Here is a 24676-nt window from a genome sequence, read left to right on the forward strand (position 1 = left end):
CGGATGGAGCAGTGCCCGCCAGGGTGATCCGTTCGGCGAACTCCCAGGTCATCAGGGATTACGGGTTCCTTATCGTTCGCATCCGGCGCCGCGCGGCCCTGTTTTTGTCAGACCCCGCGTGTAGCGTCGCGAAGCGACGAGGTCCGGCCCCGCGGACCTCCCGATGTGGACGGCGACAGATGACAGCAGTGCACGATTTTCCGGACAGATCCGGGAGTGCGGCGAACCTGACCGCGCGGGTGCTTGCCGACCGCGCGGAAGGGGAGCGGTACGTCGCGTCAGTGTGTTTCAAGCACGGCCCGCCGAGACTGCTCGGGGTGGAACTGGAGTTCACCGTGCACCACGCCGGCGACCCGGTCCGCCCGCTCGACCCCGATGTCCTCGCCACGGCGCTCGGCCCGCACACCCCGCGGACGCTGCGCCCCGACAGTCCCGCGGTCCCGCTCCCGGCCGGCGCGCCGGTGAGCCTGGAACCCGGGTGCCAGGTGGAGATCTCCGCTCCGCCGCAGGCCTCGCTGCGTGCCCTGCACGCGGCTGTGGAGGCCGATCTCGCTCATCTCACCGGTCTTCTCGCCCGCCACGGCCTCGAACTCGGGGCCGCGGGCATCGACGAACACCGTCCGCCGCGGCGCATTCTGCGCACGCCCCGCTACGCCGCCATGGAACGCCGGTTCGCCCCGATCGGGGCGGGCGGCATCACCATGATGTGCAGTACCGCGGGCCTGCAGATCTGCGTCGACGCGGGCGAAGCGCACGAGGTCGCCGCGCGCTGGGCGGCCGCGCACGCGATGGGTCCGCCGCTGCTGGCGCTGTTCGCGAATTCCCGCGTGCACGCCGGATCCGACACCGGATTCGCGTCGGCGCGCTGGCTCGCGGTGATGGAAACCGAGCCGATCCGCACCCAGTCGCCCGAGCCCGGGGAAGACCCGGCGCGCGAATGGGCCCGGCGGATGATGGACACGCCGCTGATGGTGTTCCCGCGCGGCGAACGGCCGTGGGACGCGCCGGAAGGGCTGACCTTCGCCGAATGGATCGGCGGCCGGGGCGCGGCCACCGTGCTGCGCCGCCCGACGGCCGCGGACCTCGACTACCACCTCACCACGATGTTCACCCCGGTGCGGCCGCAGGGCTACCTCGAGCTGAGGTACCTGGACGGGCAGCCGCCGAGGGAATGGCTGCCGCCGGTAGCGCTGGTCACCGCGCTGCTGGCGAATCAGTCCACTGTGGACAAGGTGCGCGAGGTGTGCGCGCCCGCGGCGGGCCGCTGGGACGACGCCGCCCGGTGCGGGACGGCCGACGCGCAGCTGGCGGCGGTCGCCAGGGAGCTGGTGGAACTGGGCGTCGCCGAACTGCCCGCCACCGGGCTGCCCGAGGACACTGTCGCCGGGCTGGCCGCCGGGCTGCGGGCGCGGGCCGCCGGAGTGCCGCGCCAGGACCGATGAGCAGGACCGAGAACACCGCCGGGCCGGGAGCCCGGCGAACCGGACTCGAGGAGTCAGGAGCCATGAGCACCATCCCCGAACAGAACCCGTTGCTGGAGCTGAGCCCGCAAGACCTGCGGGCGCACGCGGCCGCGGCCCTCACCCGGGCGCGCGAGCGCAGCGTGGCCCTCACCGACGCGGTCGACGACGAGGACCTCGTGCGGCAGCATTCGAAACTGATGTCGCCGCTCGTGTGGGACCTCGCGCACATCGGCAGCCAGGAAGAACTGTGGCTGGTCCGCGACGTCGGCGGCCGGGAGCCGCTGCGGCCGGACATCGACGATCTCTACGACGCCTTCCAGCACGCCCGCGCGGACCGTCCGGCGCTGCCGCTGCTCGGCCCCGCCGAGGCCCGGGCTTACGTGAAGGAAGTTCGCGAAAAGGCGTTCGACGTCTTGGAAACCGCTCCGATGGAGGGACGGCGGCTCACCGAGAGCGCGTTCGCGTTCGGCATGATCACCCAGCACGAACAGCAGCACGACGAGACCATGCTGGCCACCCACCAGCTGCGCAAGGGCGAACCGGTGCTGCACGCCCCGGAGCCGCCGCGCGCGCCCGCCCGGAAGCTGCCCGCCGAGGTGCTCGTGCCCGGCGGCCGGTTCACCATGGGCACCACCGCCGAACCGTGGGCGCTGGACAACGAACGCCCGGCGCACGAGGTCGACGTGCCCGCCTTCGTCCTCGACACCACGCCGGTCACTTGCGGGGCGTACGTCGAGTTCCTGGAATCCGGCGGCTACCACGAGCAGCGGTTCTGGAGCGAGCCCGGCTGGGCGTACCGCCAGGAGCACGACATCGTCGCGCCCCGGTTCTGGCATCGCGAACCGGACGGCTGGTGGCGCACCCGTTTCGGCGTCCGCGAGCGGGTTCCGGAGAACGAGCCGGTCGTGCACGTTTCTTATTACGAGGCGGAGGCGTACACGCGCTGGGCGGGCAAGCGGCTGCCCACCGAGGCGGAATGGGAGAAGGCCGCCCGGTACGACCCGGAGAGCGGCCGGTCGCGCCGATTCCCGTGGGGCGACGAGGAGCCGACCGCCGAGCACGCCAACCTCGGGCAGCGCCACCTGCGCGCGGCCGAGGCGGGCGCGTACCCGGCCGGTGCGTCGCCGCTGGGCGTGCACCAGCTGATCGGCGACGTCTGGGAGTGGACGAGCACCGATTTCCACGGCTACCCGGGATTCTCCGCGTTCCCGTACCGGGAGTACTCGGAGGTGTTCTTCGGGCCGGAGTACAAGATCCTGCGCGGCGGGTCGTTCGGCACCGACGCGGCGGCGATCCGCGGCACGTTCCGCAACTGGGACTACCCGATCCGGCGGCAGATCTTCTCCGGCTTCCGGTGCGCGCGCGATCCGCGCCCGGGCGAGGCAGGGTAGCCGGATGTGCCGTCATCTCGCCTATCTCGGCGCGCCGGCGTCCCCGGCGGAGCTGATGTTCGCCGCGCCGCACGCGCTGCTCGTGCAGTCGTACGCGCCGCTCGACATGCGCGGCGGCGGTTCGGTGAACGCCGACGGCTTCGGACTCGGCTGGTACCCGGAACCGGGTGCGCCGCCGCAGCGCTACCGCCGTCGCGAACCGCTGTGGACCGATCAGACGCTGCCCGCGCTGGCCGCGTCGGTGCGCACCACGGCGTTCGTCGCGGCGGTGCGCAACGGCACCACCGGAATGCCGGTCACCGAGGCGGCCGCCGCGCCGTTCACCGAGGACCGCTGGCTGTTCAGCCACAACGGCGTGGTGCGCGGCTGGCCCGGTTCGATGCGCGGGCTGGCCGGGCGGCTGGACGTCACCGAGCTGTTCACGCTCGAAGCGCCGACGGATTCCGCACTGCTGTGGGCCTTGCTGCGCGCCCGGCTGCGCGCGGGGGAGGAGCCGCTCGAAGCGGTGACCGGCCTCGTGCGGGAGGTCGAGTCGGTCGCCCCGGGCTCCCGGCTGAACCTGCTGCTCACCGACGGCGAACTGCTCGTCGGCACCGCCTGGACGCACGCGTTGTCCGTGCGTCGCACCGAAACCGGCGTGGTGCTGGCGTCGGAGCCGTGCGATCCGGACCCGGCCTGGACCCCCGTGCCCGACCACCACGCCGTGCGCGCGACCGCGGCCGGCGTCGACGTCCTTCCCCTGACCTTGGAACGGAGCACCGCCCGATGACCGAAGCGGACCTGGAGAGCCATCGCCGCGACGTGACCGCCGAACTGCGCGCGGACGTGCGCGAGGGGCTCACGGCCGACCAGAAGTGGTTGCCGCCCAAATGGTTCTACGACGCCGAAGGCAGCAAGCTGTTCGAAAAGATCACCGCGCTGCCGGAGTACTACCCGACGCGCAGCGAGCGCGAGGTGCTCGCGCAGCGGGCGGCCGAGATCGCCGAACGCAGCGGCGCGCACACGCTCGTCGAGCTGGGGTCGGGGTCGAGCGAGAAGACCCGGTTGCTGCTGGACGCGCTGACCGCGCACGGCACGCTGGAGGCGTTCGTGCCGATGGACGTGTCGGAAACCGCGTTGGCGGAGGCCGCTGCGGCGATCACGGCGGACTACCCGAAGCTCGAGGTGCGCGGGGTGGTCGGCGACTTCACCCAGCACCTGCAGCTGCTGCCCGGCGCCGCGCCGCGGGTCGTCGCCTTCCTCGGCGGCACGATCGGCAACTTCCTGCCCGACGAGCGTGCCGAGTTCCTGGGCTCGGTGCGGGACGTGCTCGGCGAAGGGGAGTGGCTGCTGCTCGGCACCGACCTGGTGAAAGACCGGGAAACGCTGGAACGGGCCTACGACGACGCGGCGGGCGTCACCGCGGCGTTCAACCGCAACGTGCTGCGCGTGATCAACGCCGAACTGGGCGCGGATTTCGATCCGGGCGAGTTCGACCACGTCGCGCACTGGGACGCCGACCACCGGTGGATCGAAATGCGGCTGCGCGCCCGGCGCCGGACGGAGGTGCGCATCCCCGGCGCGGACCTGATCGTGCCGTTCGCCGAGGGCGAGCACATCCGCACCGAGGTGTCCGCGAAGTTCCGGCCGGACGGCGTCGAGGCGGAACTGAACGCCGCCGGGTTCGCGCTGGAGCGATGGTGGACAGACTCACAGCAGCGGTTCGGGGTGAGTTTGGCAAGATCAGTGCGTGCGTAACCCTCTCGCGGCGCTTGCCCGCAAGCTCGGCGCCCAGCCCCGGCTGATGGGCGCCTCGCGCGCCATCATCGCGACCGACCGGCAGCTGCACCGGTGGTTCGGCGGCCGGATCAGCCTGGTCGGCCTGGCCGGGCTGCCGTCGCTGCGCCTCACCACCACCGGACGGCGCAGCGGCCTGCCGCGGAGCACGAACTTGCTGTACTACCCCCACGGCAGCGAGTTCGTGCTCACCGGCTCCAACTGGGGCCGCCCGAAGAACCCGGCGTGGACGCACAACCTGCGCGACAACCCGAAGGCGACGGTCGCGCTGCGCGGCCGCGAGATCGAGGTCAAGGCGCGGGAGCTGGAAGGCGCGGAATACGACCGGATGTGGGCGGAACTGCTCGAATTCTGGCCGGGCTACGAAATGGAACGCGACGCGGCCGGGCGGGAGCTGCCGGTCTTCGTGCTGACCCGCTGCTGAGCGGAGATCTGAATGTATGTGGTGCACGGCTGGTTCGAGCTGGAGGAATCCCCGGCCGAACCCGCGTGGGGCGAGGAGAAGCTCGACGAGCTGGTCGAGGACGTTCGGGCGCGGATCGCCGGGACCGACTTCGGAACCAGCGAAGTGATGCTGAAGGTCTTCAACGGCATCTACGTCTTGCGGGTGGACGGGGCGCCGAACCACCGCGGGACCGAAATCCCCGAGGTGATCGCATTCCTCGAGTACGTCGCCCGGCTGCTTCCCGGATCGTACGGGCTCTTGTACGAACGCGACGCGGAGGCGGAGGACGCGCCCGGGCAGAACGGGTTCCGGGTCCGAGTCATGGCGCGCGGGGAGCTGAGTCTCCGGTTGGACCCCTTCCTCTCGCCGATCCAGCCCGTCATCGAGGACCGTCCCTGAACCGGACCGCTCCTCCGCGCCCGGGAGATCCTCCTTTTGGCCGGTGCCCGGCTTGGCCGGATTATGCCAGTCTCGGTGACGCCCCGTAATCAGACGGGTGCGCAACCAGGGGAGATTCCACGTGCGCGGAGCGAAAAGAGCACGAACCGGAGCGTTGGTCGCGGCGATCGCGACCGCGCTGACCGGGCTGGCTGGCACTGCCGTAGCGGCGCCCGCCAATCCGGCGGCGCCGGCCAGACCCGCGGAGATCGGGCGCACCGCGCCGGTCAAGTGGGAGGACTGCACCAAAGAACAGCTGCGCGGGGTCCCGGAAGACCAGGTGAAGCTGTACAGCTGCGCGCTCTACCGCGTGCCGATCGACCACGACGACGCGTCGCTCGGCAGCATCGACATCGCGCTCATGAAGCGCGCCGCCAAGGTCCCCGGGCAGCGGATCGGGTCGCTGTTCCTCAACCCGGGCGGTCCGGGCGGGTCCGGGCTGCGGATGCCGATCGCGGGCGACCGTTACTTCCGACCGCAGGTGATGGACCGCTTCGACCTCGTCGGGTTCGACCCGCGCGGCGTCGGGGCCAGCAATCCGCTGCGCTGCTTCACCACGGCCGAGGACGCCGCGGACGTGCAGAGCCAGATGGTCGCGGTTCCGTTGTCGCGCAAGGAAATCTCCGGCACGCTGGCCGCGTACCGCGACTACGGCCAGTTCTGCCGCCGCAACGCGGGCGCGCTGCTCGACCACATGTCCACCCGGGACGTCGTGCGCGACCTCGACCAGTTGCGCGCCGCCGTCGGCGACAAGCAGCTGACCTACACCGGGTTCTCCTACGGCACCCTCGTCGGCTCCACCTACGCGGCGATGTTCCCGAAGCAGACGCGGGCGATCGTGATCGACGGGAACGTCGACCCGCAGCTGCGCACCAACGACGGCGTCACCTACGACCTCGCGCGGGCGCAGGGCTTCGAGATCGCGCTCGACGGCTTCCTAAAGCGCTGCGCCCAGGCCGGCGACAAATGCGCGTTCAGCGCGGGCGACCCGCGGGCGAAGTTCGACGAGTTGCGCGAGCACGTGCGCACCGAGCCGATCACGTTGCCCGGCGGCCAGAAAGTGGACATCGGCGCGCTGACCGGCGCAGTGTCGAGCTCGCTGTATTCGCCTGCTTCGTTCGGCGAGCTGGCGGAGGGTTTGCAGGAGGCGTACTCGGTGCTGCACCCGTCGCTGCAGGCGCAGTCGGCGCGGAAGGGCGCCCTCTCCGCGGGCCGCGGCGGTCTGCTCGACCTCGCCCCGGACAGCCCGTACACCGGCGACGACTCGTACTTCGCGGTGAACTGCGCGGACAAGCCGATGCGGATCCGGCAGGAGCAGGTGCCGGGCATCGCGGCCAAGGCGGACCGGGAATCGCCGACGTTCGGCCGCTACCAGGTGTTCTCCGACATCGCCGCGTGCCCGGTGTGGCCCGCCGCGAAGACGTCCGACCCGTACCGCGGGCCGTGGCGCGCGAACACCGCGACGCCGGTGCTCGTGGTGAGCAACTTCTACGACCCGGCCACCCGGTACCGGTTCGGCCAGCGGATGGCCGAGGAGCTGGGCAACTCGCGGCTGCTGTCGGTCGACGCGTTCGGCCACTGCATCCTCGGCAAGGCACGGGGCGTGGACGACGCGACCGCCGCGTACCTGATCGACCTGAAGGTGCCCGCCGACGGCCAGGTGTTCCAGCCGGACCAGCAGCCGTTCACGCCGCCCGCGAAGGGCTGATCGGTTGATCTTCGGCCCGGAACCGGGCATAACGGCACAACCCTCTTGTCAGCGCCCGGCGGATCGGTGAAAGTGTCCGCCAGAAGTTCACCTGAGGGGAGTTGACGTGCGGCGCTGGGCGGGCGGGTTCGGCGCGGCCGCGGTCCTTGCCGGGATCGCGGCGCTCGCCGGGTGTTCCGGCTCGCCCGCCCAGCCCGGTCCGGTCGAGGTCTCGCGCTCGGCCTGCGGCGACGGCTGGACCGCGCCGCAGGCCGGGCCGCAGACCCTCCAGGTCCGCAACGACGCCGCCGTCACGATGGAGATCGAACTCGTCGACCCGGCCACCGGCACGGTTTTCGGGGAACTGGAAGGCGTCGGCCCCGGCACGACGCGCGCGTTGCCGGTGAACTTCGGCAACGGCGCGTACGCCTTGCGCTGCGCTCCGGAGGACGGTACGCCGTTCGTCGGACCGACGGTGCAGGTCACCGGCGGCGCGGACCGCCCGGGCCCGGCAGTCGTTCCGGTGACCAATGCGGACCTGCTCGGACCGCTCAAGCAGTACCACGCCTATGTCGCAGACGGCCTCGGCACGCTCACCGGCCAGGCCACGGCGCTGGCGCAAGCGGTCCGCTCGGGCAATCGCGATGCGGCGCAACAGGCTTGGCTCACCGCGCACCTCACGTACGAACGGCTCGGCGCCGCCTACGACGCCTTCGGCGACTCGGACGGAGCGATCAACGGAACCACCGCCGGGCTGCCCTCCGGCGCGGCCGATCCGGGTTTCACCGGATTCCATCGCCTCGAGAACGGCCTGTGGCACAACGAAGCGATGCCCGCGCTGGGCCCGGTCGCCGATCAGCTCGACCAAGCGGTGCAGAAGCTGCGCACGTCGTTCGCCGCGGCCCAGATCGACCAGAACGATCTCGGCCTGCGCGCGCACGAGATCATGGAGAACACCCTCCAATTCGAACTGACCGGCCGCACCGACTACGGCAGCGGCTCGAACCTCGCGACCGCCCGCGCGAACCTCGCCGGGACCCGTGCGGTGCTCGACGTGTTGCGCCCGCTGCTGACCACGAGGTTCCCCGGCTTGAAAGACCTCGACGCCTGGATCGCCCGCACCGACCACGATCTCCAAGCGGTAGCCGGGAAACCGCTCTCCGCTCTCGACCGCCAGCAGCGGCAGCGGATCAACGCCGACGTTTCGGAGCTGACCGAACGCCTGGCCCCGGTCGCGGCGATCGCGGAACCGAGGAGGGTCTCGTGACCCTGGGACGGCGCGCGTTCCTGCGCGGAGCGGCAGCCGCCGGAGCGGGCGCGGGTCTGGTCGGCCTGTCCGGAAGCGCGACGGCCGCCGGGGGAGCGGCGCCGTTCCACGGTTCCCGCCAGACAGCGGTGCTGGCCGAACCCGCGAGGCATTCGGTCGTCGCTGCGTTCGATGTCGTCGCCGAGAACCGAACCGAACTCATCGGACTGCTCAAGGAACTCACCGATCGCGCGCGGTTCCTCACCGGCGGCGGCGCGCCCGCGTCGGTCGGGATCACCGGGCCGCCCGCGGACTCCGGCGTGCTCGGTCCGGAAGTCCCGAAAGGACAGCTGTCCGTGCTGGTCGGTGCGGGTGCGTCGCTGTTCGGCGACCGGTACGGGCTCGCCGCGCGCAAACCGCCGAAGCTCAAGCAGATGCCGATGTTCCCGGACGACGCGCTCGATCCACAGTGGTGTCACGGCGATCTGAGCCTCGTGCTCAACGCCGCCGAACCGGACACCGTGCTGCACGCGTTGCGCGACATCGCCCGCGCGACCCGCGGCGGGATGCAGCTGCGGTGGAAGATCGACGGATTCAGCTCGCCGCCGCGTCCGGCGGGGACGCCGCGCAACCTGCTCGGATTCAAGGACGGCACCGCGAATCCCGGACCGGCCGAAGCGGACAGTCTCGTGTGGACGGACGACGGCGGAAGCTATCAGGTGATCCGGCTGATCCGGATGCTGGTCGAGTTCTGGGACCGCGTCTCGCTGTCGGAGCAGGAGAACATGATCGGCCGCCGCCGCGACACCGGTGCGCCGCTCGACGGCGCGGCCGAACAGGACGTGCCGCGCTACGCCGAGGACCCGATCGGCACGGTCATCCCGCTGACCAGCCACATCCGGCTCGCGAACCCGCGCACGCCGCAAACGGACGGACAGCGGATCCTGCGCCGCGCGGTCAACTACGACCGCGGCGTGGATTCCAACGGCAACCTCGACATGGGCCTCGTCTTCACCTGTTACCAGCGCGATCTCGAGCAGCAGTTCGAGGCCGTGCAGAAGCGGCTCGCCGGCGAGCCGCTCACCGACTACGTCTCGCCGTTCGGGGGCGGGTATTTCCACCTGTTCCCGGGCGTGACGGATCCGGCCGACCACTACGGCCGGGCACTGCTGGGTTGATGCTGGGCTGAGCGGAAGGAGTTCTGCAGTGAAGCGGACCAGGAAGCGGGCCACCGCGGCGGCCGCGCTGGCGGCGACCGCGGCGCTGGCTGCGGCGTGCGCGAGCAGTTCGGCGTCGACCTCGGCCCCGGCGCACGCGATCGCCGCCGAGACGTTCACGACGTCGACGCCGATCAAGCACGTCGTGGTGATCTTCGGCGAGAACATCTCCTTCGACCACTACTTCGGCACTTATCCGAACGCCACCAACGAGAACGGCACCCCGTTCCACGCCGCGCCCGGCACCCCGGCGGTCAACGGCCTCACCCCGGAGCTGCTGCAGCACAACCCGAACGCCTACAACCCGAAGCGCCTCAGCCCGGACCAGGCGCTCACCTGCGACCAGGCGCACGACTACAAAAAGGAACAGGCCGCGTTCAACGGCGGCAAGATGGACAAGTTCGTCGAGTACACCGAGAAGGACAAGTGCACCGGGCAGCCCGTGCTGTTCGGCGAGCCCGGCCTGGTGATGAACTACTTCGACGGCAACACCGTCACCGCGATGTGGAACTACGCCCAGCACTACGCGCTGAACGACAACTCCTTCAACACTGTTTTCGGCCCGTCCAGCCCCGGCGCGATCAACCTCGTCTCCGGCCAGACGCACGGCCTGCAACCGGTCGATTCGGTCACCGGCGAGCCGAAGGTCGACCCGCACACCGCGGCTTCGCCGGACGCGCACGGGGTCGGCACCATGATCACCGACCCGGACCCGGCGTTCGACGACTGCTCGGACAAGAACCACACCGCGAAGGACAACCTCGGCGCGTTCCAGGGCCGCAACGTCGGCGATCTGCTGAACGCCCGCGGCGTCACGTGGGGCTGGTTCGAGGGCGGTTTCCGGCCCACCGGCGAGGCGAACGGGTACGCCGTCTGCGGGACGAAACACCCGAACGTGGGCGGCCAGGCGTCCGTCGACTACAGCCCGCACCACGAACCGTTCCAGTATTACCAGTCGACCTCGAACCGGAAGCACCTCCCGCCGTCGTCGCTGCACGCGGTGGGGCAGCAGGATCAGGCGAACCATCAGTACGACGTTCGGGATTTCAACGATGCTCTTGCTGCGGGGACGATGCCCGCGGTGAGTTTCCTGAAGGCGCCGGAGTACCAGGACGGGCACGCTGGTTACTCGGATCCGCTGGACGAGCAGGCCTTTGTGGCCGAGGAGATCAACCGGATCCAGGCTTCGCCACAGTGGAAGAACACGGCGATCGTGCTGGCGTATGACGATTCGGACGGCTGGTACGACCATGTCGCGCCGAAGGTGCTGAATGGTTCGCATGATTCGGCTCAGGATGCTTCGGTGTGCACGTCGAAGCCGGTGAAGCTGGGCGGCTTCGCGGACCGGTGCGGGTACGGTCCGCGGCTGCCGTTGCTGGTGATTTCGCCGTACAGCAAGGTGAATCACGTCGATCACACGATGACGGACCAGACGTCGGTGCTGCGGTTCATCGAGGACAACTGGCATCTGGGGCGGATCGGCGGCGGGTCGTTCGACGTGCTGGCGGCGCCGTTGACGGGGATGTTCGATTTCTCGCACCCGAAGGCGAAACCGGTGAAGCTGGATCCTAGGAGCGGGGCGGTGGTTGGGTAGGGCGGCTCGTCGCCTGGCGGCGACATTGCGCCCGGTCTTGGGTTGCGTGGGGCACCCCGAAGGGTGATTGTGCTGACGGTTCGGGGGTGCTTGTCAAGGCGGGAAAGATGCCTTGACAAGCACCCCCGAACCGCAGGGCGGCTTTGTATCGGGGTTGGGGGAGGGCTGGGTGCCTCGATGGGTGGGTGCATCGGCGGCGGGTTGGTGTTCGTGCGCACGGTTTGGGTGCGTGGGTGCGTGGGTTCGGTGGGGTTCGGGGCGTTCGGTTAGCGCCCCAATGTGGCATTGGGTGCGCTAGACGCACCGAACGCCACATTGGGTGCATGCGATGCACCCAATGCCGCATTGGGGCGCATCGCGGCGTGCGAGGGGCTGTGAAGGGCCCCTTGAGGGAATCCAAGTCCGGGAAGGGGCCCTTCACGGAACCGCCGGAGGGGCGGGAGGGGCAGAAACAAGCGTGGCCCGCCCGGAAGAACCGGAGCGGGCCACGACTTGCGGGTCAGACCGTCAGGACTGGGTCATCTTCCGCAGCACGTACTGCAGGATGCCGCCGTTGCGGTAGTAGTCCGCTTCGCCGGGGGTGTCGATGCGGACGACCGCGTCGAACTCCACCTTCGAGCCGTCTTCCTTCGTGGCCGTCACGTGGACCGTCCGCGGCGTCTCGCCGTCGTTCAGCTTCGTGATGCCCGCGATGTCGAACGTCTCGGTGCCGTCGAGCTTCAGCGACGACGCCGACTCGCCCTCCGGGAACTGCAGCGGGATGACGCCCATGCCGATCAGGTTCGAGCGGTGGATGCGCTCGAACGACTCGGTGATCACCGCGCGCACGCCCAGCAGGCTGGTGCCCTTGGCCGCCCAGTCGCGGGACGAACCGGAGCCGTACTCCTTGCCGCCCAGCACGACCAGCGGGGTGCCCGCGGCCGCGTAGTTCTGCGCCGCGTCGTAGATGAACGCCTGCGGCGCGCCCTCCTGGGTGAAGTCGCGGGTGTAGCCGCCCTGCACGTCGTCCAGCAGCTGGTTGCGCAGCCGGATGTTCGCGAAGGTGCCGCGGATCATGACCTCGTGGTTGCCGCGGCGCGAGCCGTAGGAGTTGAAGTCCTTGCGCTCGATGCCGTGCTCGACCAGGTACTGCGCGGCCGGCGTGCCCGGCTTGATCGCGCCGGCGGGGGAGATGTGGTCGGTGGTGACCGAGTCGCCCAGCTTCGCCAGCACCCGCGCGCCGGAGATGTCCTGCACCGGAGCCGGTTCGGCGGCCATGCCGTCGAAGTACGGGGGCTTCCGGACGTAGGTGGACTCGGCGTCCCACTCGAAGGTCTTGCCGGTCGGCGTCGGCAGCGACTTCCAGCGCTCGCCGCCGTCGAACACGTCGGCGTAGTCCTTGGTGAACATCTCCTGGGTGATCGCGGAGTCGATGGTCTCCTGGATCTCCTGCGGCGACGGCCAGATGTCCTTCAGGAACACGTCGTTGCCGTCGGTGTCCTGTCCGAGCGGCTGCGTCGCGAAGTCGAAGTCCATCGTGCCGGCCAGCGCGTAGGCGATGACCAGCGGCGGGGACGCCAGGTAGTTCATCTTGACGTCCGGGTTGATCCGGCCTTCGAAGTTCCGGTTGCCCGAGAGCACCGAGACCGCGGTGAGGTCGTTCTCCTGGATCGCGGCGGAGATCTCGTCCGACAGCGGGCCCGAGTTGCCGATGCAGGTGGTGCAGCCGTAGCCGACCAGGTGGTAGCCCAGCTTCTCCAGGTACGGCCAGAGACCGGCCTTGTTGTAATAGTCGGTGACGACCTGCGAACCCGGGGCCATCGACGTCTTGACCCACGGCTTGACCGACAGGCCCTTGTCGACCGCGTTGCGCGCGAGCAGCGCCGCGCCCAGCATGACCGACGGGTTGGAGGTGTTGGTGCACGAGGTGATCGAGGCGATCACCACGGCGCCGTGGTCGAGGATGAACTCGCCGCGGTCGGCGGTGGACACCTTGACCGGCTTGGTCGGCCGCCCGGTGGCCCCGTTCGCCGCGGACTGCACCGGCACCGAGGTCTCGTCCGCGAACGACAGCGCGGCCGGGTCGGACGCCGGGAAGGTCTCCTCGACGGTCTCGTCCACGTTGGTGTGCGGGGTGGGCTGCTCGTCCTCGGCGTAGTCGTGCACCGACTTGCGGAACGAGGACTTCGCGTCGGTCAGCTCGATGCGGTCCTGCGGGCGCTTCGGGCCGGCGATCGACGGGACGACCGTCGACAGGTCCAGCTCGAGGTACTCGGAGTACTGCGCCTCGTGCGACGGGTCGTGCCAGAGGCCCTGCTCCTTGGCGTACGCCTCGACCAGCGCGACCTGCTCGGCCGAACGGCCGGTGAGCTTGAGGTAGCGGACGGTCTCGTCGTCGATCGGGAAGATCGCCGCGGTGGAGCCGAATTCCGGGCTCATGTTGCCGATGGTGGCGCGGTTGGCCAGCGGGACCTGGGCGACGCTCTCGCCGTAGAACTCGACGAACTTGCCGACCACGCCGTGGCGGCGCAGCATCTCGGTGATCGTGAGCACGACGTCGGTCGCGGTGACGCCCGCCGGGATCTCGCCGGTCAGCTTGAAGCCGACGACGCGCGGGATCAGCATCGACACCGGCTGGCCCAGCATGGCCGCCTCGGCCTCGATGCCGCCGACGCCCCAGCCCAGCACGCCGAGGCCGTTGACCATGGTGGTGTGCGAGTCGGTGCCGACGCAGGAGTCGGGGTAGGCCTGGCCGTTGCGGGCCATGACGGTGCGGGCCAGGTGCTCGATGTTGACCTGGTGCACGATGCCGGTGCCCGGCGGGACGACCTTGAACTCGTCGAAGGCGCCCTGGCCCCAGCGCAGGAACTGGTAGCGCTCGCGGTTGCGCTCGTACTCGATCTCCACGTTGCGCTCGAAGGCGTCCGCGCGGCCGAACACGTCGATGATCACCGAGTGGTCGATGACCATCTCGGCCGGGGCGAGCGGGTTGACCTTGTCCGGGTCGCCGCCGAGAGCGGTCACGGCCTCGCGCATGGTGGCCAGGTCGACCACGCAGGGCACGCCGGTGAAGTCCTGCATGATCACCCGGGCGGGCGTGAACTGGATCTCGATCGACGGGTCCGCGTTCGGATCCCAGCCGCCGAGCGCGCGGATGTGGTCGGCGGTGATGTTCGCGCCGTCCTCGGTGCGCAGCAGGTTCTCGAGGAGGATCTTCAGGCTGTAGGGCAGCCGCGCGGCGCCTTCGACCTTGTCCAGGCGGAAGATCTCGTACGAGTTCTCTTCCACCTGCAAGGTGTCCTTGGCGCCGAAGCTGTCCTTGCTAGGTGCAGTCACGTCTAACTCCAGTGGCATGGATTCCACGCCGCGGCCGGCGTGTCCTCCCGGGTCAGTTCGGTGTCGTTCTCCGGGTCGTCGGGATCGACCCGCGCGAGTCTTGCGCACCCCCACCGTAGGACCGGAACCGGGAGGGCACACCTCGTCTTCTCGACCCAAACAGTACGCGTGTCCTGTATTTCGTTCAAGACGACACGCGGAGTGACGTGCGCCATCCGGACACGCCGTCCTGCCACGTCCCCCGAACAGGGGAAATGATCTCCGCGGTGTGTAAGTTCTTCCTGAGGCTTGTGATAGTGGTGTGACTGCAGAGGTACGCGGTGTGCCCGCGGGACGGCAGCGGGCGAGCGGAGGTGGCGGGCGTGAGGGTCCGGCGTGGACGGTCCGGGACGGCGGGCGCGCTGGTGCGCGGGGCCGGGGCCCGGCGCGGGCTGGCGATCGCGACGGTCACCCTGGCGGCGCTGCTCGGCGCGACGAGCACCGGGCTCGCGGTGCCTCCTCCGCCGCCGAACCCGAGCGACTCCTCGATCGACTCGGCCAAGGGCGACGCGAACGCGAAGGCGGGCGAGGTCGGCCGGCTCACGAACCAGCTCGCGCAGGCCGAGCAGAAGCTCAGCGCGCTGCAGGACGACGTCGAGCTGAAGCAGGAACAGGCCATGAAGGCCCTCGTCGACCTGCAGACCGCGCAGGACGAGGCCGCCCAGGCGCAGAACGACGCGAAGTCGGCGCGCCAGGAGGCGGACGCGGCGGTCGGTGCCATCGAGAAGGCCCGCGCGGACGCGAAGAAGTTCGCCGCGGCGAGCTTCGAGCAAGGCAGCACGATCGGGTCGATCTCGGCATACCTGACCTCGGACAGCCCGAAGGACCTGCTCGCCCGAGCCCAGCTGCTCAACGCCATCGGCGGCTCGCGGCTCAACGCGATGGACCGGCTCCAGCAGGCGCAGACGGAGAAGGCCAACAAGGACTCGGCGGCGCGCAAGGCGCTGGAACTGGCGCAGCAGAAGCAGGACGCGGCCACCCGCGCGAAGGGCACCGCGGACGCCGCGCAGTCCGCCGCCGTGTCCGCGCAGCAGGCCCAGGCCGCGCAGAACACGCAGCTGGAAGCCAACAAGAACTCCGTCGAGCAGCAGCTGTACGCCGCGCAGGCGAAGGTCAACGGGCTGCAGGGGCAGCGCCAGCGCTACCAGGACTGGCTCGCGCAGAAGCAGCGCGAGGACGGGGAGCGCGCGCGGCAGGCGGCCCTGCGGGCAGCCGCGGCGAACAACGACGACGGCGGAGACGACAACGGCGGCGGAAGCCGTGGCCGTCCGTCCCCGGCGGCGGGCAGTTCGATCGAGGCCGTGATCGCGCGGGCGCTGTCCAAGGTGGGCATGCCGTACGCATGGGGCGGCGGCAACGGCAGCGGTCCGACCCGCGGCATCCGCGACGGCGGCGTGGCCGACCGGTACGGCGACTACCGCAAGATCGGCTTCGACTGCTCCGGCCTGATGATCTACGCCTTCGCCGGCGTACAGGGCCTGCCGCACTTCAGCGGCTACCAGTACACCTCCGGCCGCCGGGTCCCGCTCTCGCAGATGCGCCGCGGCGACATGCTCTTCTGGGGCGGCTCGGGCGGCATTCACCACGTCGCGCTCTACCTCGGCAACGGGCAGATGGTCGAGGCCCCGCAGTCCGGTTCGTACGTCCGCGTGACCTCGGTCCGCTACGGCGGCATCATGCCGTACGCGACGCGCCTCATCGGCTGAGCGGGCTCCACACGTAGGGCGTTGTTTCGGTGACTGCGGTGAAGCCGAGCCGTTCGAGGATCGGGCGGCTGGTGGGCAGCGCGTCGACCTGAAGGCAGGCGACGCCTCGGGCGCGAGCGGTGCCGACGCGGTGGGCCACGAGCGCGCGGTAGAGGCCGCGGCCGCGCCATTCGGGCAGAGTCGCGCCGCCCCAGAGCCCGGCGAATCCGGTGCCGGGCACGAGTTCCAGCCGGGACGCGGCGACGAACCGGCCCTCCGCTTCGGCGACGACGTGCGTGGTGGTCCCGTCGTCGGCGCGAGCCCGAGCCAGCAGATCCGCGGCGACCGCGGCTTCGTCGTGGCCGAACACCGCGGCGGTGAGCGTGGCGATGCGCAGCAGATCGTCACGGCTGTCGGCCTCGCGCACGACCACGTCAGTCGACGGCGGAGCCGAAGCGGCGACCGCGTCCAGCGGCGCGATCAGCACGGTTTCGGTTTCCTCCGGCGCGAATCCGGCGGCGAGCAAGCGTTCGGGAAGCTCCGCGGGACGGTCGTGACCGCGCGTCTTCCACTCGAATTCCTCCCCGCGGGCGGCGAAAAACGCGCGTTGGCGGGCGATCAGTTCGTCGAGCTCGGGCCCGGTCACGCCGAGGTCGGGCGGGCCGGAGACGAAACCGCGGCGGCCGCCGGTGAGGCGGGCGAGCGGGCCGTCGAGAGTCAGCTGTTGTCCGGGCTCGGCCTGCGTCAGCTCGGCTTGGCGGACTTCGCGGTCGTAGGCGGCGAGCAGCCGCGCGGCGTCGGGCACGTCGGCAACCTAACCCGCCCGGCCCCGGAGCGCGCGCGGGTTTCGTGAGTGGCGATGCCGGTTCTCCCCGGCATCGCCGCTCACGACCCCCTGGTGCGCGCGGGTTGGACGGCAGGCAGGCTGGTCCCATGACTCACCGCCCCCGGTTCGCGGGGATCGTGCTCGCCGGCGGTTCCGCGCGCCGGCTGTCCGGGGTGGACAAGCCGGAGCTGCGGGTCGGCGGGATGTCCTTGCTGGGCCGGGCGGTCGAGGCGCTGGCCGGGGCGGACCCGGTCGTGGTGTGCGGTCCGCCGCGGCCGGGATACGACGGCGTCGTCTGGACCCGCGAGGAAGTTCCTGGCGCGGGGCCGGTCGCGGCGCTGGCCGCGGGGCTGCGATCCATCCGGGACGCCGAGTTCGTCGTGCTGCTCGCCGCGGATCTCCCCGGGATCCGGTGCTCCACAGTGGACCGGCTGCGGTCCACTGTGGAGAACACCGACGGCGCCGTGCTCGTGGACGCGGCAGGGGAGCGGCAATGGCTGGTGAGCGCTTGGCGCACCGTGGCTTTGCGGCAGGCGATGCCGGAGCGTCCGGAACACGCGTCGCTGCGCCGGACGCTCGGCGGACTGCGGATCTCCGAGGTCGCCGCCGAACCCGGCGAGAGCGACGACATCGACACGCCGGAGGACCTGGAAAAGCACCGCTGACAGGGGCTTCACAGCTGTCACACCGGCGATGCGATTGGCTACCGTCGCGGGAAGTTCTCGACCCAGTAGGGTCGCGGGCGAGCACGCAGACGTGAAACCCCTGGAGGAAGAGTGACCGAGCCCGGCTTCGCCGAGGGAGCGAACGGGCAGCAGCCCGGCACCCCGGCGCGGGACGCCCAGCTGCTGGAACGCACCGTGTTCGAGGTGAAGCGCGTCATCGTCGGACAGGACCGGCTGGTGGAGCGCATGCTCGTCGGGCTGCTGGCGAAGGGGCACCTGCTGCTCGAAGGCGTGCCCGGGGTCGCGAAGACGCTCGCGGTCGAGACGTTCGCGCGCGTCGTCGGCGGTTCGTTCTCCCGCGTGCAGTTCACCCCCGACCTGGTGCCCGCCGACATCCTCGGCACGCGCATCTACCGCCAGGGCGCCGAGCGCTTCGACGTCGAACTGGGCCCGGTCGTCGCGAACTTCGTGCTCGCCGACGAGATCAACCGCGCCCCGGCGAAGGTGCAGTCGGCGATGCTGGAGGTGATGGCCGAGCGGCACGTGTCGATCGGCGGCAAGACCTTCCCGATGCCCGATCCGTTCCTCGTGCTGGCCACCCAGAACCCGATCGAGAACGAGGGCGTGTACCCGCTGCCGGAAGCCCAGCGCGACCGGTTCCTGTTCAAGATCCTGGTCGAGTACCCCTCCGCCGAGGAGGAGCGCGAGATCATCTACCGGATGGGCGTCACGCCGCCGGAGCCGCACGAGGTGCTGAGCCCGGCGGAACTGGTCCGGCTGCAGGGCGTCACGTCGCAGGTGTTCGTGCACCACGCGCTGGTCGACTACGTCGTGCGCCTGGTGCTCACCACGCGCACCCCGAACGACCACGGGCTTTCCGACGTCGCGGGCTGGGTGTCCTACGGGGCCTCGCCGCGCGCGAGCCTCGGCATCATCGCCGCGGCTCGGGCGCTGGCGCTCGTGCGCGGCCGCGACTACGTGCTCCCGCAAGACGTCGTCGACGTCGTGCCGGACGTGCTGCGCCACCGGCTCGTGCTGTCCTACGACGCGCTGGCCGACGGCGTCCCGGTGGACCACATCGTCACCCGCGTGCTGCAGACCGTGCCGCTGCCGCAGGTTTCGGCCCGGCCGCAGGGCGGCGCCGGCCCGGTGCCGGCGGGCGCGCCCGTCAGGTAGCGGCGTGGCTGGCACCTCCTCGAAAGAACCGGGCGGACGGCCCGGCTGGGCCCCGCCGATCCTGCGCGGCGACCGGATGGAAGCGGGACTGCGCACCCTCGAACTCGAAGTGCGCCGCCGCCTCGACGGGCTGCTCCAGGGCAACCATCTCGGCCTCGTCCCGGGGCCGGGTTCCGAGCCCGGCGAGGCGCGGCCGTACCAGCCCGGCGACGACGTGCGCCGGATGGACTGGGCGGTCACCGCGCGCACGACGACGCCGCACATCCGCGAGACGGTCGCGGACCGCGAGCTGGAGACGTGGGTCGTCGCGGACATGTCGGCGAGCCTCGACTTCGGCACCGCGCTGTGCGAGAAGCGGGACCTGGTGGTCTGCGCGACCGCGGCGGTCGCGCACCTGACCGGCGGCGGCGGAAACCGGATCGGCGCGCTCGTGTCCAACGGCGAAGGCATCACCCGGCTCCCGGCTCGCGGCGGCCTTCCGCACGCCCGCGGTCTCGTCCGGCGGCTGGCGGAGACGCCTCGCGCCGCTGAAGGCGTCCGCGGCGATTTCGCCGGTGCGCTGGAGCAGTTGCGCCGTCCGCCGCGCCGGCGAGGCTTGGCGGTGGCGATTTCGGACTTCCTCGGCCCGCTGGACTGGGAGCGCCCGTTGCGCGCGCTCGGCGGCAGGCACGAGCTGATCGCGATCGAAATCGTCGACCCGCGGGACGTGGACCTGCCGGACGTCGGCACCGTCGTGCTGGCCGACCCGGAGACCGGACGGCAGCGCGAGGTGCACGCTTCGGCGTTGCTGCGCAAGGAATTCGGCGCGGCGGCGAACGCGCACCGGCAGGCGGTCGCGGCCAGTCTGCGCCGGGCCGGGGCCGCGCACCTGGTGCTGCGCACCGATTCCGACTGGATCGCGGACATGGTGCGGTTCGTGGTCGCCCGCAAACGCCGCTGGTCGGGAGGTGTCGCATGAACACGACGCACGCGGCCGCCGCCCGGACGACCAGTAAGGAGGCGACGGCATGAGCCTCGCCGGTTTCAGTTCGCCGTGGTGGTTCCTGCTGCTGATCGCGGTCGCCGCGGTGGCTGCCGCGTACGTGCTGTCGCAGCGGCAGCGGCGCCGCCGGGTGATGCGGTTCGCGAATCTGGAGCTGCTGGAGAAGGTCGCGCCCAAGGCGCAGGGCTGGATCCGGCACGTGCCCGCGGTGCTGATCGTGCTGTCGCTGCTGTTCCTGACGGTCTCGCTGGCCGGTCCGACGGCCGAGCAGAAGGTGCCGCGCAACCGGGCGACGGTCATGCTGGTGATCGACGTGTCGCTGTCGATGGAAGCCACCGACGTCGCCCCGACGCGGCTGAAGGCGGCCCAGGACGCGGCGAAGCAGTTCGCGCAGAACATGACGCCCGGCGTCAACCTGGGCCTGATCTCGTTCGCCGGCACCGCGACCGTGCTGGTCAACCCGACCACGGACCGGGCGGGCGTGTCGAAAGCGATCGACAACCTCAAGCTCGCGCAGTCCACCGCCACCGGCGAGGGCATTTACGCGGCGATGCAGTCGATCCAGAGCTTCTCCGCGGTGGTCGGCGGCGCGGACGGCCCGCCGCCCGCGCGCATCGTGCTGATGAGCGACGGCAAGCAGACGGTGCCGGAAGACCTGTACGCCCCGCGCGGCGCGTACACCGCGGCGCAGGCGGCGAAGCAGGCGCAGATGCCGATCTCGTCGATTTCGTTCGGCACCGAGCACGGGTCGGTCGACATCGAGGGCAAGCAGCAGGACGTCCGCGTGGACGACGAATCCCTGCGCGAGATCGCCCGGCTGTCCGGGGGAGAGTTCTACAAGGCGGCTAGCGCGGACGAGCTGAAACGCGTCTACGCCGACCTGGGGGAGCAGATCGGGTACGAGCTGAAGAACGCTGACGCGAGCAAGCCGTGGGTGGTGCTGGGGACGATCATCCTCATGGCCGGGGCGGCGACCGCGTTGGTGTTCGGCCAGAGACTGCCTTAGCCGGTCCGGGTCGCTTCCGGCGGGCGGCGGGCCCGGCCGGAAGCAACTACCGTGGCTGCCTCGACCGCCGCGGGCGAAGGAGGCAGGACCGACATGCGATGGCCGTTCCGGAAGAAGCCCCCGCCGCTGTCTTCGCCGGAGCCCGATCCCGTGCCCCTTCCCCCGCAAGCGGGCACCTTTCTCTGCCTCGTCCAGGTCGGCGACGACGAAAGCGGCCGCATGGTGTCCAGCGAAGTCCTCGACCGGCTGGTCCGGGCGACGAAGGATCCGGCGCTGGAGACGCTGGACGAGCACTTCGGCGCCGAGGAGTGGTGCTTCCGGATCCGCACCACCGCGAGCCGCGAAGGGCCGGGCGCCTGTTTCGCCCTGGACGTCGCCATTCCGCCGGGCGAGACGGCGGCCGGAATGAGCGATCTGGTCAGCGACGAGTTCGTCCGCCGGTGGCAGGCCGCCCTCGCGCGCTACCTGCCCTGAGACCCGTCCTTCAGGGGATGGCGAAGCCGTTCTGCCGCCAGCCTTCGTACACCGCGATCGCCGCTGTGTTCGCCAGGTTCAGCGACCGGTTGTTGGGCAGCATCGGCAGCCGCAGCCGGTCAGCGACCTCCGGCGCGTGCTGCACCTCGTCCGGCAGCCCGGCGGACTCCGGCCCGAACATCAGCACGTCGCCGGGCTCGTAGGACACGTCCGTGTAGAGGCGGGTCGCCGTGGCACTGAACGCGTAGACCTTCGAGGGCAGCAAGGCTTCCCACGCCGCGGCCAGATCGGCGTGCACGTGGACCCGCGCGAGGTCGTGGTAATCGAGCCCGGCGCGGCGGAGCTGCTTGTCCTCCAAGGTGAACCCGAGCGGTTCGACCAGGTGCAGCTCGCATCCGGTGTTCGCGGCCAGCCGGATCGCGTTGCCGGTGTTGGGCGGGATTTCGGGGCGGTAGAACAACACTCGGAACACGGGACGCCTCACACCGCCTCGGGAAGGTGCTTCGCGTAGGCCGCGCGCACGTCCGGCGGCGGTTCCGTCTTGCGGTAGTTCCCGGTGTCGACGAACACGTACCGCAGCCGGATCTCGGTCGTCACCGTTTCGCCGCGCCGGACTTCGAGCTCGAACTGCATCGACGTGGTGCCCAGGCGGGTCAGATACACCGCGACGGCCAGTTCGTCGTCGAAGCGGCACGGCGCGAAGTACCGCAGGTTCGACTCGGCGACCACGACGTCGACGCCGGTGGCGAGCAGCGCGTCGTGCGAACCGAAGAGGACTCTTTCCACCTCGAACGCCGCCATGTCCGCGTAGGCCAGGTAATGCGCGTTGAAGACGATCCCCTGGGCGTCGCATTCGTGGTAGCGCACGCGCAGGGGCATTTCGACGATGGGGCGGCGTTCGGTCACCCGACCAATCTAGCGATCAGCCGTGGAGCGCGCGGTAGGTGTCGGCCGCCCCCCGGTGCAACGGCACCGGCTGGGTGCCGATCAGCGTCCGCACGTCCAGGAACTGCGTCCCGACCGCCTGCGCGGGCACCAGCTCGGCAGCCCGCTCCGCCAGCACCCGGACCACCGCCGCGGCGACGTCGAAGGGCAGCTTAGGCGAGCAGACCAGCAGATTCGCCACCCCGATGGTGCCCAGCGCGCCCACCCCGCGATAAGCCCCGGCGGGAACCTGCACCTGCTCGTACAGCGGCCCGTACGCCTTGCGCAGCTGGGGGAGCACCGACGCCAGCGGGACGAGCGAGAGCGGCGTCGTGCGGTTGAGGTCGGCGAGGGCGGGCGTCGGGATCCCGCCGGACCACAAGAAGGCGTCGATCCGGCGGTCGTGCAGGGCGGCGACCGCGTCGTTCAGCGGCAGGTGCTGCGCTTGGACCGGGATGCTGCTCGCGGCGAAGACCCGTTCGCCCAATTGCGCGGCGCCGGAGCGGCTCGCGCCGACCGAGATCGGGCGCCCGGCCAGGGAGCGCAGGTCGGTGAGCTGGTCCTCGGCGCGGACGACCAACTGCAGGTAATTCTCGTAGACGCGGCCGAGTGCTTGCAGCGGAACGGGTTTCCCGAACGGCGTGCCGCCGGTGATCGCGGATTGCGCCACGTCGGCGAGCGCCAGGCCGAAGTCGGCCGTTCCGTCTTGGACGCGTTGCACGTTCTCGACGCTCGCCTCGGTGGGGAGCGCGCTGCAGTGCAGCCGCGGTTCGGCGCGCGACAGTTCGGCGGCCAGCACCTCGGCGAAGGCCAGGTAGAAACCGCCGGGTTCGCCGGACGCGATGGTGATCTTCCGGTCCGGGCCGCGGTAGGTGTCGTCGCAGGCGGCGAGCGTCAAGGCCAGGCCGCCGAGGATCGCGGCGCGGCGGGTGAGGGTCACTGCGTCACCGCCGCGGGCAGTGTGATCCGGACTTGCAGGCCGTGCGGTTCGACCGCGCGCAGCTCCAGAACCCCGCCCCGGGCACGGGTTTGCTCCCGGGCGATGGCCAGTCCGAGGCCGGTGCCGCGGGGCGCGCCGTCGCCGCCCGCGCGCCAGAATCGTTCGGTGGCGCGGGCGAGGTCTTCCGGCGGGAGGCCGGGACCGTCGTCGGTGACGATCAGCGTGACACTGTCCGAAGCGGACTCCCAAGCGGCGGTGATGGTCGCTCCCTGGCCGGCGTGGTGGACGGCGTTGTCCAGCAGGACGTCGAGAATCTGCGCCAGTTCGCTTTCCGGCGTGCGCACCAGCAGCGGCTCAGTATGCCCCGCGCACGGCACGAGCGTCGCGCCGGCTTCGTCGGCGGACAACCGCCACGCGTCGACCCGTTCCGCGACGACAGCGGCCAGGTCGGCGGGCTCGTCGTCGGCGCGCGCGGCCAGCCGGGTCGCGGTGCTTTCCGCGGTGGCGAGGGCGAGCAGGCCGTCGAGAATGCGTTCCAGCCGTTCGACTTCCGCTACCGTGGCCTCGTAAGCCGGGCGGTTCTCGACCTCGGTGCCGAGCAGGTCGAGCCGCAGCCGGAGCGCGGCCATCGGGTTCCGCAGCTGGTGCGAGGTGTCCGCGACGAGCCGCTGCTGCTGGTTCGCCGATTCGACCACCGCGTCGGACATCCGGTTCACCGACGCCGCGAGCGACCGCAATTCGCGCGGCCCGGACCGTTCCGGCACCTGCGCCCGGCGTCCGCCCGCCACCGCCAGCACGCCGGTTTCCAGCTCCACCAGCGGCCGCACCATCCACCGCGACAGCAGGACCGCGAGCAGCACGAACAGCGCCGCGACCACCATCGCCCCGGCCGCGATCGCGCTCCACGCCGCTGCGACGTCCGACGCCGCGGCGGTCACCGAGGCGCGCAGGAGGACCACGCCGGACACCCGCGTCCCGGTGCCGACCGGGCGCGCGAACAGCACCGGAGTGTCCGACCACGGCCGGATCCGCTCGACCGGCGCTTCCGGCTCGTTCCGCAGCGTCGCCTCGATGACGGTCCGCGCTTCGGGATCACTGCTGGTCAGACCGCCGGTTTCGACCAGCGGCTGCCGCTGCGCGTCGACGATCAGCACGCCTTCGCTGTATAACGACGAATACTGCCGCGCGTCGGCGTTCAGCGCGGTCGCGTCGCCGGAATCGACGGCCTGTTGCGCAAGCACCACGAAGCGGTCGACGTCGCTGCTGCGCGAGATCACCAGCTGCTGGGTCCGCTGATCGGCGGTCGCGGACAGCAGCGGCACGGCGAACGCTGCCACCACTGCGAGCGCGAGCGTGACCAGGACAGCCAGCAGGCGAGTGCGCACCG

General features: G+C 70.9%; 22 protein-coding genes. 16 read left to right on the top strand and 6 right to left on the bottom strand.

What is annotated here, in order from left to right; genetic code table 11:
• The first annotated feature begins 179 nt into the window (after positions 1-179).
• The 10 genes from L3Q65_RS11055 (at position 180) to L3Q65_RS11100 (ending at position 11257) form a co-directional block, all read left to right on the top strand.
• On the top strand, positions 180-1442 hold the full coding sequence (locus L3Q65_RS11055; protein WP_182894753.1) for a glutamate-cysteine ligase family protein: 1263 nt from the start codon (positions 180-182) through the stop codon (positions 1440-1442).
• A gap of 62 nt (positions 1443-1504) precedes the next feature.
• On the top strand, positions 1505-2854 hold the full coding sequence (gene egtB, locus L3Q65_RS11060) for an ergothioneine biosynthesis protein EgtB (protein ID WP_182894752.1): 1350 nt from the start codon (positions 1505-1507) through the stop codon (positions 2852-2854).
• 4 nt (positions 2855-2858) lie between these two features.
• Positions 2859-3623, top strand: a complete 765-nt coding sequence (gene egtC / locus L3Q65_RS11065) for an ergothioneine biosynthesis protein EgtC (RefSeq protein ID WP_182894751.1) — start codon at positions 2859-2861, stop codon at positions 3621-3623.
• Positions 3620-4591 carry an L-histidine N(alpha)-methyltransferase gene (gene egtD / locus L3Q65_RS11070; protein WP_237599576.1) on the top strand — a complete coding sequence of 324 codons (972 nt, stop codon included), beginning with the start codon at positions 3620-3622 and terminating at the stop codon, positions 4589-4591. Before egtC ends, egtD begins: the two co-directional genes overlap by 4 nt.
• A complete protein-coding gene (locus L3Q65_RS11075) occupies positions 4584-5054 on the top strand; it encodes a nitroreductase family deazaflavin-dependent oxidoreductase (RefSeq protein ID WP_182894749.1) in 471 nt (156 codons plus the stop codon). Before egtD ends, L3Q65_RS11075 begins: the two co-directional genes overlap by 8 nt.
• A gap of 12 nt (positions 5055-5066) precedes the next feature.
• On the top strand, positions 5067-5474 hold the full coding sequence (locus L3Q65_RS11080; RefSeq protein ID WP_182894748.1) for an Imm7 family immunity protein: 408 nt from the start codon (positions 5067-5069) through the stop codon (positions 5472-5474).
• Positions 5475-5595: 121 nt separating this feature from the next.
• The gene (locus tag L3Q65_RS11085; protein ID WP_237599577.1) at positions 5596-7221 is read left to right on the top strand and encodes an alpha/beta hydrolase; all 1626 of its coding nucleotides are present in this window, start codon (positions 5596-5598) and stop codon (positions 7219-7221) included.
• A 106-nt stretch (positions 7222-7327) separates the two neighbouring features.
• Entirely contained in the window at positions 7328-8467 is a 1140-nt protein-coding gene (locus L3Q65_RS11090; protein ID WP_182894746.1) for an EfeM/EfeO family lipoprotein, read from the top strand.
• A complete protein-coding gene (locus L3Q65_RS11095; RefSeq protein WP_182894745.1) occupies positions 8464-9624 on the top strand; it encodes a Dyp-type peroxidase in 1161 nt (386 codons plus the stop codon). Before L3Q65_RS11090 ends, L3Q65_RS11095 begins: the two co-directional genes overlap by 4 nt.
• 28 nt (positions 9625-9652) lie before the next feature.
• On the top strand, positions 9653-11257 hold the full coding sequence (locus L3Q65_RS11100) for a phospholipase C (protein ID WP_182894744.1): 1605 nt from the start codon (positions 9653-9655) through the stop codon (positions 11255-11257).
• A 507-nt stretch (positions 11258-11764) separates the two neighbouring features.
• Here the strand turns inward: L3Q65_RS11100 and acnA are convergent.
• Positions 11765-14572: an aconitate hydratase AcnA gene (acnA, locus tag L3Q65_RS11105; RefSeq protein WP_182894743.1), complete on the bottom strand. Its 2808-nt coding sequence runs from the start codon at positions 14570-14572 to the stop codon at positions 11765-11767.
• 362 nt (positions 14573-14934) lie between these two features.
• Here acnA and L3Q65_RS11110 point away from each other — a divergent pair, with 362 nt between their 5' ends.
• Positions 14935-16317, top strand: a complete 1383-nt coding sequence (locus L3Q65_RS11110) for an NlpC/P60 family protein (protein WP_237599578.1) — start codon at positions 14935-14937, stop codon at positions 16315-16317.
• On the opposite strand, the gene L3Q65_RS11115 is transcribed toward L3Q65_RS11110, so the two are convergent.
• Positions 16307-17101: a GNAT family N-acetyltransferase gene (locus L3Q65_RS11115; RefSeq protein WP_182894742.1), complete on the bottom strand. Its 795-nt coding sequence runs from the start codon at positions 17099-17101 to the stop codon at positions 16307-16309. The genes L3Q65_RS11110 and L3Q65_RS11115 overlap by 11 nt on opposite strands.
• Before the next feature lie 128 nt (positions 17102-17229).
• On the opposite strand from L3Q65_RS11115, the gene L3Q65_RS11120 reads away from it, so the two are divergent.
• From L3Q65_RS11120 to L3Q65_RS11140, 5 genes are all read left to right on the top strand, one after another.
• Entirely contained in the window at positions 17230-17787 is a 558-nt protein-coding gene (locus L3Q65_RS11120; protein WP_237599579.1) for a molybdenum cofactor guanylyltransferase, read from the top strand.
• A gap of 111 nt (positions 17788-17898) precedes the next feature.
• A complete protein-coding gene (locus L3Q65_RS11125) occupies positions 17899-18963 on the top strand; it encodes a MoxR family ATPase (RefSeq protein WP_237599580.1) in 1065 nt (354 codons plus the stop codon).
• A 76-nt stretch (positions 18964-19039) separates the two neighbouring features.
• The gene (locus tag L3Q65_RS11130) at positions 19040-19921 is read left to right on the top strand and encodes a DUF58 domain-containing protein (RefSeq protein ID WP_237600880.1); all 882 of its coding nucleotides are present in this window, start codon (positions 19040-19042) and stop codon (positions 19919-19921) included.
• A gap of 49 nt (positions 19922-19970) precedes the next feature.
• Positions 19971-20951, top strand: coding sequence for a VWA domain-containing protein (locus L3Q65_RS11135; RefSeq protein ID WP_237599581.1), 981 nt, complete (start codon positions 19971-19973; stop codon positions 20949-20951).
• Positions 20952-21044: 93 nt separating this feature from the next.
• The gene (locus L3Q65_RS11140; RefSeq protein WP_237599582.1) at positions 21045-21425 is read left to right on the top strand and encodes a hypothetical protein; all 381 of its coding nucleotides are present in this window, start codon (positions 21045-21047) and stop codon (positions 21423-21425) included.
• Positions 21426-21435: 10 nt separating this feature from the next.
• Here L3Q65_RS11140 and L3Q65_RS11145 read toward each other — a convergent pair whose 3' ends face one another.
• The 4 genes from L3Q65_RS11145 to L3Q65_RS11160 are packed head-to-tail and all read right to left on the bottom strand — an operon-like array spanning position 21436 to position 24674.
• On the bottom strand, positions 21436-21897 hold the full coding sequence (locus tag L3Q65_RS11145) for a tRNA (cytidine(34)-2'-O)-methyltransferase (protein WP_237599583.1): 462 nt from the start codon (positions 21895-21897) through the stop codon (positions 21436-21438).
• A gap of 8 nt (positions 21898-21905) precedes the next feature.
• On the bottom strand, positions 21906-22331 hold the full coding sequence (locus L3Q65_RS11150; protein ID WP_237599584.1) for a thioesterase family protein: 426 nt from the start codon (positions 22329-22331) through the stop codon (positions 21906-21908).
• A gap of 16 nt (positions 22332-22347) precedes the next feature.
• The gene (locus L3Q65_RS11155) at positions 22348-23289 is read right to left on the bottom strand and encodes a TAXI family TRAP transporter solute-binding subunit (protein WP_182894735.1); all 942 of its coding nucleotides are present in this window, start codon (positions 23287-23289) and stop codon (positions 22348-22350) included.
• Positions 23286-24674 (bottom strand): HAMP domain-containing sensor histidine kinase, encoded by a 1389-nt coding sequence (locus tag L3Q65_RS11160; RefSeq protein ID WP_182894734.1) that lies wholly within the window; start codon positions 24672-24674, stop codon positions 23286-23288. Before L3Q65_RS11160 ends, L3Q65_RS11155 begins: the two co-directional genes overlap by 4 nt.
• Positions 24675-24676: the final 2 nt, after the last annotated feature.

Source organism: Amycolatopsis sp. FU40, from assembly GCF_021903635.1.
GTDB lineage: Bacteria > Actinomycetota > Actinomycetes > Mycobacteriales > Pseudonocardiaceae > Amycolatopsis > Amycolatopsis dendrobii.